The sequence below is a fragment of the Pyramidobacter sp. CG50-2 genome (assembly GCF_003612005.1).
Taxonomy (GTDB): domain Bacteria; phylum Synergistota; class Synergistia; order Synergistales; family Dethiosulfovibrionaceae; genus Pyramidobacter.
This window is the reverse complement of record NZ_RAWT01000065.1, coordinates 1-12,930: the sequence shown is the minus strand read 5'-3', so window position 1 is coordinate 12,930 and position 12,930 is coordinate 1. Positions and strand designations below refer to the sequence as shown.

At 59.6% G+C, this 12,930-nt stretch carries 5 protein-coding genes and 1 tRNA gene; all 6 read right to left on the bottom strand.

The window, feature by feature from the left end; all coding sequences use genetic code 11:
• Positions 1 to 106 precede the first annotated feature (106 nt).
• The 6 genes from fusA to D7D26_RS10920 all read right to left on the bottom strand — a co-directional run bounded on the left by fusA (position 107) and on the right by D7D26_RS10920 (position 12,770).
• A complete protein-coding gene (gene fusA, locus D7D26_RS10945; protein WP_078017086.1) occupies positions 107 to 2,206 on the bottom strand; it encodes an elongation factor G in 2,100 nt (699 codons plus the stop codon).
• 20 nt (positions 2,207 to 2,226) lie between these two features.
• A complete protein-coding gene (gene rpsG / locus D7D26_RS10940) occupies positions 2,227 to 2,697 on the bottom strand; it encodes a 30S ribosomal protein S7 (RefSeq protein ID WP_078017087.1) in 471 nt (156 codons plus the stop codon).
• 20 nt (positions 2,698 to 2,717) lie between these two features.
• Positions 2,718 to 3,089 carry a 30S ribosomal protein S12 gene (gene rpsL / locus D7D26_RS10935; RefSeq protein ID WP_009165707.1) on the bottom strand — a complete coding sequence of 124 codons (372 nt, stop codon included), beginning with the start codon at positions 3,087 to 3,089 and terminating at the stop codon, positions 2,718 to 2,720.
• 412 nt (positions 3,090 to 3,501) lie between these two features.
• The gene (rpoC, locus tag D7D26_RS10930) at positions 3,502 to 8,631 is read right to left on the bottom strand and encodes a DNA-directed RNA polymerase subunit beta' (protein WP_120373062.1); all 5,130 of its coding nucleotides are present in this window, start codon (positions 8,629 to 8,631) and stop codon (positions 3,502 to 3,504) included.
• 116 nt (positions 8,632 to 8,747) lie between these two features.
• Positions 8,748 to 12,437: a DNA-directed RNA polymerase subunit beta gene (rpoB, locus tag D7D26_RS10925; protein ID WP_120373061.1), complete on the bottom strand. Its 3,690-nt coding sequence runs from the start codon at positions 12,435 to 12,437 to the stop codon at positions 8,748 to 8,750.
• Between the two features lie 246 nt (positions 12,438 to 12,683).
• Positions 12,684 to 12,770: transfer RNA gene (locus D7D26_RS10920), tRNA-Leu, on the bottom strand.
• Between the last annotated feature and the right edge of the window lie 160 nt (positions 12,771 to 12,930).

The following is a 12,930-nucleotide window of genomic DNA, read 5'->3' as shown; positions in this document are numbered from 1 at the left end:
CTTGCCGTGGTCGATGTGCCCGATCGTTCCGATGTTCAGATGGGGCTTGCTGCGCTCAAATTTCTCTTTTGCCATTGTTTTTTCCTCCCTAGGCTTTCCTAGAAACTTACTTTTTGCCAGCGGAGTCAGCGCCGCTGGGGTTCAAGATCGTCTCGGCAACATTCTTGGGAACCGGTTCGTAGTGGTCAAACTGCATGGTGTAGTTGGCGCGCCCCGAAGTTTTGCTTCTCAAATCGGTGGCGTAACCGAACATCTCGCCCAGAGGCACATAGGCCTTGATCGCGCGGGCATTCGCCCTCATTTCCATGCCGTCAACACGGCCACGGCGGGACGAAAGATCGCCCATAACGTCGCCCACGTAATCCTCCGGAGTCACGACTTCGACGGACATAATAGGCTCCATCAGCGTGGGATTCGCCTTTCTCATGGCCTCCTTGAAAGCCATCGAAGCGGCGATCTTGAAGGCCATTTCCGAAGAGTCGACCTCGTGATAGCTTCCGTACACCAACTCGACTTTCACGCCGATGACGGGGAACCCGCCGAGAACGCCGCTGCCCATGGCTTCTTCGAAGCCTTTCTGGCAGGCGGGGATGAATTCGCGAGGAATGACGCCGCCGACGATATCGTCCTCAAACACAAATCCTTCTTGTCCGTCGGGCAAAGGCTCCATGTTGATGACACAATCACCGTACTGTCCATGGCCGCCGCTCTGACGGACGAACTTGCCCTGAACCTTTTCAACGCGGTTCTGAATGGCCTCGCGGTAAGCGACCTGCGGACGCCCGACGTTGACGTGGACGCCGAACTCGCGGCGCAGGCGGTCGACGATGATGTCAAGATGGAGCTCGCCCATGCCGGAGATCGTCGTCTGCCCCGTTTCTTCGTTATCTTTGACGACGAAGGTCGGATCTTCGTCAGACAGAGCGATCAGCCCCTTGGCCAATTTGGTTTTGTCCTCGGTCGTCGCGGGCTCGACCGCCAGCGTGATGACGGGAGCGGGGAAGGTCAGACTTTCGAGCACGACGGGATTGTTCTCGTCGCAGAGAGTGTCACCCGTACGGGTGTTTTTGAGACTGGGCAGGGCCACGATCATGCCGGCGCTGGCGTCGTCGATGTCGATACGCTTGTTGGAATGCATCAGGAGGATGCGGCCAATGCGTTCGCGCTTACGGCTTGCAGGATTGTAAAGAGTGTCGCCAGTATGAAGCGTGCCGGAGTAAATACGACAAAACGTCAAACGCCCCACAAAGGGATCGACAGCGACCTTGAACGCCAAAGCCGAGAGCGGCTCGTCCATCTTAGGATGGCGTTCAATCACCTTGGTCTCGTCATCAGGAGAAGTCCCCTCGACTGCGGGAATATCGACGGGACTGGGCAGATAATCGATAACCGCATCAAGCACGGGCTGAATCCCCTTATTTTTAAAAGCGCTGCCGCAGAAGCAGGGCACGAACTTCAGCGCGATCGTCTGACGGCGGATGGCCGCCTTCAGCTGTTCGACCGTCGGCTCCTGCCCTTCAAGATACATGTTCATGATCTCATCGTCGACGTCGCCCAGCTGCTCGATGAGGTTCTCACGATACATTTTCGCGTCGTCGAGCATATCGGCGGGAATGTCGCGAAGCTCAGGATGCGCGCCGGTTTCGTCAACATAGACGACCTCCTTCATATGAAGAAGGTCAACGATTCCCTGAAAAGAATCCTCCGCACCGATGGGCAGAACCACCGGCACAGCACGAGCACCGAGACGATCATGAATCTGGCTTACGACGCCAAAAAAGTTCGCGCCGACACGATCCATCTTGTTGATGAACGCGATGCGAGGGACCTTGTACTTGTCAGCCTGACGCCAGACCGTTTCCGATTGGGGCTCGACGCCGCCGACCGCACAGAAGACGGAAACGGCTCCGTCGAGGACGCGCAAAGAACGTTCCACTTCGACCGTAAAATCCACGTGGCCGGGAGTGTCAATAATATTGATAAAACAATCCTTCCACTGGCAGGTAATAGCGGCGGAAGTGATGGTGATCCCGCGTTCGCGCTCCTGAGCCATCCAGTCCATGGTCGCGGTGCCGTCGTGAGTTTCGCCGATCTTGTAGTTCACGCCCGTGTAGAACAGGATGCGTTCCGTGGTCGTGGTCTTCCCGGCGTCGATATGGGCGGCAATGCCAATGTTGCGGAGTTTCGTCAGATCCTTAGTCAGCATGAAACGTCACCAACGGCTGACTACCAACGGTAATGAGCGAAGGCTCTGTTGGCCTCGGCCATCTTGTGGGTATCTTCGCGTTTCTTCACAGAACTGCCCTCATTGTTGTAGGCGTCCATCAACTCGCGGGCAAGACGTTCCGCCATGGGCATGCCTTTTTTGCTGCGGGCGTAGGAAATGATCCAACGGATGGCCAACGCCTGCGCACGCGCGGGAGCGACTTCGACGGGGACCTGATAGGTCGCGCCGCCGACACGGCGGGAACGGACCTCGACCGCGGGCTTGACGTTTTCCATAGCCTTCTCAAAAAGAGCCATGGGTTCGACCTTCAGCTTCTCGGAAGCTTTTTCGAGAGCGCCGTACATAATGCCTTCGGCAATGCTCTTCTTGCCGTCGAGCATCAGAGTATTGATGAACTTCGTGACGACAACGCTGTTGTAAGTCGCATCAGCGATGGTTTCACGTTTTTTGATATGCCCTTTACGCGGCATGGAATTTCCTCCTTAAATACTTACTTGGGACGGCGAGCGCCGTACTTGGAACGGCTGCGCTTGCGATCCGCAACGCCGCCACAGTCGAGAGCTCCGCGAACGATGTGGTAACGGACGCCGGGAAGGTCCTTGACGCGACCGCCGCGCACGAGAACCACCGAGTGCTCCTGCAGGTTGTGTCCGACGCCGGGAATGTAAGACGTAACCTCAATGCCGTTGGTCAGACGGACACGAGCCACCTTGCGAAGGGCCGAGTTGGGCTTCTTGGGAGTCACGGTGTAGACACGGGTGCAGACGCCGCGGCGAACGGGAGAGTTCTGCAGCGCGGGAGACGCCGACTTGTAAGTCGCAGCGACGCGTCCCTTACGCACAAGCTGATTGATTGTTGGCACGATATTTCCTCCTTCTTCCGAAAAAATTCTATTGAACTTCGCCGAAGAACAACTTCTCCGGCTGTCTTCCGTATGATGTACACCGGTCCGGGTTTGTCTGGATAAGTTCCGCGCGGGGAAGAAAAACCAGCCTCTCTCGAGAGCATTCGTTTACTCAAGCCCTGGGGCTTGATCCACGGCAGATTAAACCAAAATGGTCCCAGACGTTCACCTTTCCCGAGGGAAAGAGCGCGCATCCTTGGAATCATCGCGGTTCCCGATAAAAGGACACAGTTCACCCTCGCACGAAAGACACCAAGTGATAATAGCAACGGGGCGCGCTAATGTCAAGCTTTTAGCACGCCCCGCATCGAGTATTTTAAGCCGATTTCTTCGACATTTTAAACTTACACATTTGACTTTTCTTAGATTCTCACTCGTCCGCCGGGACCTCAGCGCCGTCAGACAGCTGTTTTTCCGCAGCATCATCGGCGTTCTCAGCTTCGGAGACGGGCACGAACTTGCTGGAAACATTCAGGCTCTGAAAGCGTTCGATCCCCGTTCCCGCAGGAATCAGGTGACCAATGATGACGTTCTCCTTGAGCCCCATCAGATGATCGACCTGACTGCGCACAGCGGCGCCGGCAAGGATCTGGGCGGTCTGCTGGAAAGACGCGGCGCTCAGGAAACTCTCTGTTGCCAGAGCGGCCTTGGTGATCCCGTGAATGAATTTTTTGCATACGGGAGAAACACGCAGCTTACGCACGTAGGAAACGCGTGAAATCAGCGTCACTTCTTCGCTCTGCGGTGAAGCGGGACGCAGGCTCAGCTTCGGCACGCGGCTGGCAATGATGCGGGCAGCGTGTTCTTCCGTGAGCGTAACGCCGGCGGGGATGCTGCCCCTGCCTTCGCCGAGTTCTACGGCTTCCAGCGTGACTTTGCCGACAACGGCATTGATGAGCGCCTGGGCCAGATACTCGTCAAGATGAACGGGCTTGTCGCTGTCGTGCAATGCCAGCGTCTTGATCTTGTTCTGCAGAATGGCCCGAATCACCGACGCGTCGACGATCCTGGGCATATTAGGCGCGGGATTGCCTTCGGCGTCGAAAGCGGCAGTCAGAAGTTTGCCCCAGTGAGTGCTGATCAGGCGCTCCTGGAGGTAATCGATAACGTCGATGTGCTGGACGTTCTTCCAGATGCGGATGCTTTTGACGGGATTGCTGCTGAGTTTTTGCACCAGCTCGCCGTTGACCAGATCGTTGGTCCTGGCGATCACCGTGTCGCCTATCGAAACATCCTTGGCCAAATAGGCCGCGTCAGTGAGTTTGCGCAAAGTTTCCACGTCACGATAGAAATGAGGCTCCGAAGGCGTGGCTGTGATGCGAGTCAAGTCCTGCAGCGTCAGCTCGCGAGAGTTGGGGATCACCGTGCCGTCGGCGCAGGTGATGGGTTCCACGGGCTGGAACCCTTTCAGGCGCGCGCGGAATGAAGCTTCGCCGACAATGACGTCCAGCGGACCGTCGCTGTCACGCAGATGAAGCTTGGTCATCGGCGTGCCGGCTTTGAGAAGTTCCTCGACCAGCGGACGGTCGATAACAGTCTTCTGACGGCTCGTGATCTCCGGCGTGGGATGAACGCCTTCCTGTCCAAGGAAGGTTTTGCCGGAAAGCGTTCTGACGGCCTCTTCAAGATTGCGCTTGTTCTCCGCCGTCAGTTCGTCGATCTCCTTCTGCACGTCGGAAGCCCAGACCAGATCGCCCGCCACCAGCGAAGTGTCGCCTTCGTCGATGACGCGCAGCCGGTTGATCGGAGCGACTTTGCGCAGAATGACCTCAATGTGCTTGTTGTTGATGGAAACGCCCTGCGAACGATACACTTCCTGGATGCTGTCCACCAAGTATTTCTGCACGGCTTCCTGTCCCTCGACTTCGAGCAGCTGCTGAGGGTCGATGTAACCGTCGGTGATCAGAGTATCCGCTTTGACTTCATCCCCCTCCTCCACCAGAATGCTTTGAGAGGCGGGAATATTGTAGGTAACCTTCTGCACGACGTCGCTGTCGTTAGGGGTGCCTTCGATGATGACCTTGCGCTTGCCCTCGAGCTCGCGCACTTCGGCCACTTTGCCGTTGAGCCCGGCCAGATAGGAGACCTTCTTGGGGCGGCGGGCTTCGAAAAGCTGTTCGATGCGAGGAAGCCCCTGGGTGATGTCCTCTCCGGAAATGCGCACGCCGCCGGTGTGGAACGTGCGCATCGTCAGCTGAGTGCCGGGCTCGCCGATGGACTGCGCCGCGACGACGCCGACCGCTTCGCCGATGTTGACCATCTTGCGGCTGGACAGATCGACGCCATAACACTTCTGGCAGATGCCGTAAGGCGACTCGCAGCTTAACGGGCTGCGAACCCAGATGTGCTCGCGAAGGTTCTCGATTTCAAGGGCCTTGTCCGGCGAGATCAGTTCGTTTTTGCTGATAATACGTTCACCGCTGACGGGATCGTCGATGTCTTCAAGGCTGGTGCGCCCGGCAATGCGTTCGCTCAGCGGGATGACGACCTTGCCGTCGCTCTTCATCGGCTCGATCTTGATGCCCTTGCTGGTGTGACAGTCTTCCTCGAGGACGATGATGTCCTGGGCGACGTCGACCAGACGGCGGGTCAGATATCCCGACTTGGCGGTGCGCAGAGCCGTATCGGCCAGCCCCTTGCGGGCGCCATGCGTGGAAATGAAGTACTCCAGCATGTTCATGCCTTCGCGGAAGTTCGTGGTGATGGGATAATCGATGATGCGCCCCGTCGGATCGGCCATCAGGCCGCGGATGCCGGCCATCTGCGCCAGCTGCCCTCTGCTGCCTCGGGCGCCGGACTCGACCATCATGCGGATAGGGTTGGTAACAGCCATGTGATCCATGATGGAGTCGCCGATCTTGCCGGCCGCGCCGGACCACAGATCTTCCTTCTGACGCAGATATTCGTCTTCGGTGAGAATCCCCATCTCGTATTGGTCGCGAATGCGTCCGTCGACGTCCAGCGACTCATTGACGAGCTGCTGCTTCTCGGGCGGGATGACGATCGCCTGCATCTGGAAACTCAGGCCGCTGAGACAGGCCCAGTGATAGCCGAGGTTCTTGATGGAGTCGAGCGTGTCGACCATCTCGATGTGGCTAAGATAATCGTACGCCTTGTCGAGCATGGCGCTGAGGTCTTTCTTGCCCATCTGGAAGTTGACGAAGCGCAGGCGCGGGTTGAGGTGCAGGTTGAACAAAGCGCGTCCGGGCGAAGTGATCAGCCACTTGCGGGTCTTGGGATCGAGGAAATCGCCGTCCTCCATGCCTTTTTTGGTGAGCGGCTTCCATTCGGGATCCCAGCGCAGATAGATACGCGTGTTGACGTGCACCGCTCCGTGATCGAGAGCGGTCATCACGTCGTCGAGACTGTCGTAGTAAGTGTTCTCCCCCTTGAGGCCGGAGACCATGTTGGTGATGTAGTACACGCCGAGCAGGATATCCTGGGTGGGCGAAACGATCGGCTTGCCGCTGGCGGGCGAAAGCAGATTGTTGGCGGCCAGCATGAGCATACGCGCTTCGGTCTGGGCTTCGATGGACAGCGGCACGTGAACGGCCATCTGGTCTCCGTCGAAGTCGGCATTGAAGGCCGTGCAGGCCATGGGATGGAGGCGGATGGCCTTGCCTTCCATGAGGATCGGTTCGAAAGCCTGAATGCCCAGACGGTGCAGCGTCGGGGCGCGGTTGAGCATGACGGGATGGTCCTTGATGATCTCTTCGAGGATGCCCCAGATCTCTTCGTTGCCGCGCTCGATCATGCGCTTGCCGTTTTTGACGTTGGTGGCGATGCCCTTCTCGACCATCTTCTGGATGACGAACGGCTTGAACAGCTCCAGCGCCATCTGCTTGGGCAGGCCGCACTGATAGAGGCGCAGGAAGGGACCGATGGCGATGACGGAACGGCCGGAATAATCGACGCGCTTGCCCAACAGGTTCTGGCGGAAGCGTCCTTTCTTGCCGCGCAGCAGGTCGGTGAGACTCTTGAGGGGCCGGTTGCCGGCGCCGAGCACGGCTTTGCCCATGCGGCCGTTGTCGATCAGGGCGTCGACGGATTCCTGAAGCATGCGCTTTTCGTTGCGGATGATGATCTCGGGCGCCTTGAGTTCCTTCAGCTTGCTGAGGCGGTTGTTGCGGTTGATGACGCGGCGGTACAGATCGTTCAGGTCGGAGGTGGCGAAGCGGCCGCCGTCGAGCTGGACCATGGGACGCAGATCGGGCGGAATGACGGGCAGCACTTCGAGCACCATGGACTGGGGCGCGCAGTCGCCCTTGCGGAAATCCTCGACGACCTGAAGGCGTTTGACGATCTTGCGGCGCTTCTGCCCCGTCGTTTCGGAAAGTTCCTCGCGCAGCTCCTGGACGAGGTGGTTCAGATCCATGGCGCAGAGTTTTTCGCGCACGCCCTCGGCGCCGATGCCGGCCTTGAACTTGGGATCGTAAGCCGAGCACAGATGCTGTTCGCGCTCGATGATGATGTCGGAATCGGAGAACGGCGATTCGCCCTCGTCGATGACCAGGTAGCAGGGATCCTCGACGACGACGCTCTCGAGCTGCGAGGTGAAGCGGTGCGGATATTTTTCCTGGAACAGGGTGTGTTCCGACTGGGAAAGGATCTGTCCCTTGCCGTAGGGCAGACGGGTCACCGAGGTGACGATGTAGCTGTCCTGAGTGCCGGTCTTGCGGCGCTCGGCCTCCACTTCGCTGCCACCGCGCAGGGCAGTCAGATCGGATTCGGAAATACTGTCGCCGGGCTTCCATTTCATCTCGCCTGCGGACTCGGCGGCGGGGCCTTCAGCCGTCAGCACGGGGACTTCGTCGGCCGTGACGCCGTTGAGAGAAACGATCGTGTAGGCCGGCTCCGCCGAGAAGGATTCCTCCCCCCACTCCGACTGATAGCGGGCCAGTTGATTGGCGCTGATCACGTCGCCGACGGAAAGCGGCACGTCGTCGGTGGAAAGGATGCGGTACGCTTCTTCGGCCTTGAATTTCGGATCGTAATGGGCGTGGACGCGCATCTCTGATTCGGAGATCACGTCGTCCTTGGCGGCCAGGTCGGGACGCTTGCCCTCAATGACGACCTTGTACGCCGCCTCGCGCTTGCGCAGCGGTGCGAAATAGACCACGCGCTCCAGCATTTTGGTGGGCGTGCCCAGCAGCAGGCTGAGACGGCTGGGAATGCCGCGCAGATACCAGATGTGCACGACGGGAGCCGCCAGCTCGATATGCCCCATGCGCTCGCGGCGCACGCGGTTGTCGGTGACTTCGACGCCGCAGCGGTCGCAGACGACTCCCTTGAACTTGGGACCGCTCTTCTTGTATTTGCCGCAGGCGCACTCATAGCTTTTGGTCGGCCCGAAGATGCGCTCGCAGAAAAGGCCGTCGCGTTCGGGACGCAGCGTGCGGTAGTTGATCGTTTCGGGCTTTTTGACTTCGCCGTGGGACAGCTCTCGGATCTGGTCGGGGGTGGCCAGGCGCAGACGGATTCCGACGATTTCTTTATTCATAAGGAGAATCACTCCATTTCTATCCAATAAATGACGAAAAGACGAATACGGGACCGAAAAACGCTCGGAAGCGAAAGAGGCGGCAGCAGCGTCTCTCCCGCTCTTCTTTTTGCCGTTTACTCGTTCAGATTGGGCATTTCCTGAGTTTCGGGATCCGCCGCGTTTTCGCCGCCGGCGTTTTCTTCATCCGCATCCGGCAGCATCTCGGATTCTTCCTCGCCGTCGGATTCTTCAACGTCCCGTTCCGCCGGCTGACCGGGCAGATCCGCTTCGGCGGCGAACATCATGTCGTTGGCGGTAATGTTGTCGATGTCGCTGGGACGACGCGGGCCGTCGTCATCGTCGTCGATCGGCAGGGGACCGGACGTGCCGTCGCTGTAATCGATGGAAACGGTCAGGCCAAGCCCCTCCAGTTCCTTGACGAGAACCTTGAAGCTCTCGGGCACGCCGGGCTTGGTGAGGTTCTGCCCCTTGATGATCTTCTCGTAGGTCTTGAGGCGGCCGCGGATATCGTCGGACTTGACGGTGAGCATCTCCTGAAGCACATGCGCGGCGCCGTAGCCCTGCAGGGCCCAGACTTCCATCTCGCCGAAACGCTGGCCGCCGAACTGGGCCTTTCCGCCCAGAGGCTGCTGCGTGATCAGACTGTACGGCCCGACGGAACGGGCGTGCAGCTTGTCGTCGACGAGGTGGTTCAGCTTGAGCATGTACATGACGCCGACGGTGCTGGGCTCGGCCATCAGATCGCCGGTACGGCCGTCGCGCAGGCGGATCGTGCCGCCCGACGAGAGTTTGCCGCGCAGGTCGGGCTCGCGGTCGGAGATTTCCTGCAGCATCGTGTAGATCTCCTCTTCCGTGGCGCCCTCGAACACGGGAGTGCCGACGTGCCAGCCGTTCTTGAGGGCGACGAAACCGAGGATGACCTCGAGCACCTGGCCGAGGTTCATGCGGCTGGGAACGCCCAGCGGGTTGAGGCAGACGTCGACGGGCGTGCCGTCGGGAAGGTAGGGCATGTCCTCCACGGGGAGGATGCGGGAAACGACGCCCTTGTTGCCGTGACGTCCCGACATCTTGTCGCCGACGGTGATCTTGCGCCACTGGGCCACGTAGACTTTGATGACTTCGTTGACGCCGGGGCTGAGCGACTCGGGATTGTCGACGTGGTTGAGCCGCTTGACGGAGACGACTTTGCCGCGCGTGCCGTGAGGCAGGTGCAGCGACGTGTCGCGCACTTCGCCGGCCTTCTCGCCGAAAATGGCGCGCAGCAGCTTCTCCTCGGGGCTGTGGTCGGCTTCGCCCTTGGGCGTGACCTTGCCGACGAGGATGTCGCCGGGGTTGACCTCGGCGCCGATGCGCACCACGCCGTCTTCGTCGAGGTTGCGCAGCGCGTCTTCGCCGACGTTGGGAATGTCGCGGGTGATCTCTTCCGGCCCGAGCTTGGTGTCACGGGAGTCGATCTCGTACTCTTCGATGTGGATGGAAGAGAAATAATCTTCCTTGACGAGCTTTTCGCTGAGCAGGATCGCGTCCTCGTAGTTGTACCCTTCCCACGGCACGAACGCGATGAGCACGTTGCGCCCCAGCGCCAGCTCGCCGCCGTCGACGGACTGGCCGTCGGCGAGCAGTTCGTCGGCCTTTACCTTGTCGCCCACGTCGACTTTTGGACGCTGATGGATGATCGTGCCCTGATTGGAACGCAGGAACTTGTCGAGCTCGAATTCGTGGCGGCCGCCGCCGTCGTCGGTCACTTCGATGCGGTCGGAATCGACGTAGGTGACGGAACCGTCGCAGGAGGAATAGACGCAGCAGCCGGAATCGCGGGCGACGCGCTCTTCGATGCCAGTGCCGACGAAAGGCGCTTTGGGCAGCAGCAGGGGCACCGCCTGGCGCTGCATGTTCGAGCCCATCAGGGCGCGGTTGGCGTCGTCGTGCTCGAGGAACGGGATCAGCGCGGCGGAAGCCGACACGACCTGCTTCGATGACACGTCGAGGAAATCCACCTGTTCGGGAGCGATCTTGACGATGTCGCCCTTGTAGCGGGCGTATACGGCGTCTTCCGTCAAGCGTCCCGTTTCCGGATCGAAGGGCGTGTTGGCGCGGCCGACGTAATAGGTGTCCTCCTCGTCGGCGGACAGATAGACGATGTCTTCCGCCTTCATGGAGACCACGCCGTTTTTGACGGGACGGCGCGGCGTGATCAGGAAGCCGTACTCGTTGAGACGCGCGTAGGTTCCCAGCGAAGTCACCAGACCGATGTTCGGGCCTTCGGGCGTCTCGATGGGGCAGATGCGGCCGTAATGCGTATAGTGAACGTCGCGGGCTTCGAATCCGGCGCGCTCACGGCTCAATCCGCCGGGTCCCAGGGCCGAAAGGCGGCGGCGGTGCGTCAGCTCCGAGAGAGGATTGTTTTGATCCATGAACTGCGACAGCTGCCCCGAGCCGAAGAACTCGCGCAGGGCGGCCGCCAGCGGGCGCACGTTGATCAAATCGCGGGCCATGGCCTTGCTGAGGTCGGCCACCGTGGTCATGCGTTCCTTGGCGATACGCTCGAGGCGCAGCATGCCGATGCGCAGCTGGCTCTGCAGCAGTTCGCCGATGGAGCGGACGCGGCGGTTGCCGAGGTGGTCGATGTCGTCGACACGCTCCTCGCCGATCTCGGGGAAGGTCATGTCATCGCGCTGCTCCTCCGTGTCGCGCAGAGCGACCAGCCCCTTGACGATGCGGATCAGATCGTCGAGCGTGAGCAGATATTCGTCCTTCTTCAGGTCCAGGCCGAGGCGGCGGTTCAGCTTGTAGCGGCCGACGCGCCCCAGCGTGTAGCGGCGCACGTCGAGGAACAGTTCGTCGAAGTATTCGCGCGCGCCCTCGATGCGCACGGGCTCGTTCGGCCTCATACGGCGCAAAATTTCCAGCAGGGCCTCGTCGGTGCTGTTGGTGTTCTCCTTCTCGAGAGCGGAGACGAAGATCGGCGCCACATTCCACACCTTGAGCGACGTGCGTCCCTGTTCCCAGAGCAGCTCGAGCCCGTCTTTGTCAAGTCGGGTCCCTTCGTGGAGCAGCACCTGCCCACGGGAATCGGTGACCGACTCGGCCAGCAGGCGGCCGGCCGCTTCTTCCGTGACGATGTCCAGATCTTCCACGACGCCGCCGAACGCCTTGAGCAGCTCTTCGTTCGTCCCCAGGCCGAAGGCCTTGAGCAGCAGCGTGGCGGGCAGCTTGCGGCGGCTGTCGATGTTGACCGACAGCGAATCGCCGGTCATGACGAACTCCACCCAGGCGCCGCGCTCGGGAATGATCTTCGCCGAATAGTTCTGTACGCCCGAGGCGCCGGGTTCGGACTTGAAGTACACGCCGGCGCTGCGGGCCAGCTGATTGACGACGACACGCTCGGTGCCGTTGATGATGAAAGTGCCGCGCGGGGTCATGACGGGGAAGTCGCCGAGGTAGATCTCCTCCTCGCGCACCTCCTGCAAACGATCGTTGTGCAGGCGCACTTTGGCCCTGATAGGACGGTGCCACGTGCAGTCGCGGCGCTTCGCTTCCTCCTGGGACATGGAAGGCTCGTCGATCTCGTAGCCCAGGAATTCAAGACGGAAACTGCCGTCGAAATTGCTGATCGGGGAAATTTCGTCGAGGAGCTCCTGAAGGCCTACGGGCTCGCGATCCTCCGGCGCCACGCCTTCCTGGAAAAAACTGCGATAGGATTCGCGCTGGACTTCCACCATGTCGGGAAGCGGGATCACATCGTGCCCGCTGCCGAAAATCAGACGCTGACGCCCCTTGCTCACCGGAACAAACTCAGCCATGCGTGTTCAACCTCCACACATTCAGAATAAAAGTCTCACTAGAAAGAAAATTTCGACACGGATTTTTTCACTCTCGGCGTTCAGCGAACTTAAGTGGTTAATCCGTCGCTCACGGGCTTCGCCGCCGTTTACAAAAGGGGGCGGCGCGCCGCGAAAAAAGCTGCGCAAAATACAAAAAGGGCTGCACCAAGCACCGCTTGATGCAGCCCTCGCGTATCGGTGACATTGCCATCCCCACAAAAAAGATGGTGCCCGAGGGGAGACTCGAACTCCCACAGGCTAGTGCCCACTAGAACCTGAATCTAGCGCGTCTACCAATTCCGCCACCCGGGCGTTTCTTGAACACGTGGTTATTATACAGATCTTTTCGATTTTGACAAGCCCCCAAAAACTTTTTCGCCGGGGTTTTCTCGAATTGAAATTCTTCAAGGTAAATGCAACGCAACATCCGGTACCCCGTTGCATTAAATCTGAATTAAAAGAAGCTTGCATT

Bases quoted from the DNA above. Each gene is read 5' to 3' on its own strand.
- fusA (WP_078017086.1), bottom strand. From the start codon at position 2,206: ATGCTGACTAAGGATCTGACGAAACTCCGCAACATTGGCATTGCCGCC.
- rpoB (WP_120373061.1), bottom strand. From the start codon at position 12,437: ATGGCTGAGTTTGTTCCGGTGAGCAAGGGGCGTCAGCGTCTGATTTTC.
- rpoC (WP_120373062.1), bottom strand. From the start codon at position 8,631: ATGAATAAAGAAATCGTCGGAATCCGTCTGCGCCTGGCCACCCCCGAC.
- rpsG (WP_078017087.1), bottom strand. From the start codon at position 2,697: ATGCCGCGTAAAGGGCATATCAAAAAACGTGAAACCATCGCTGATGCG.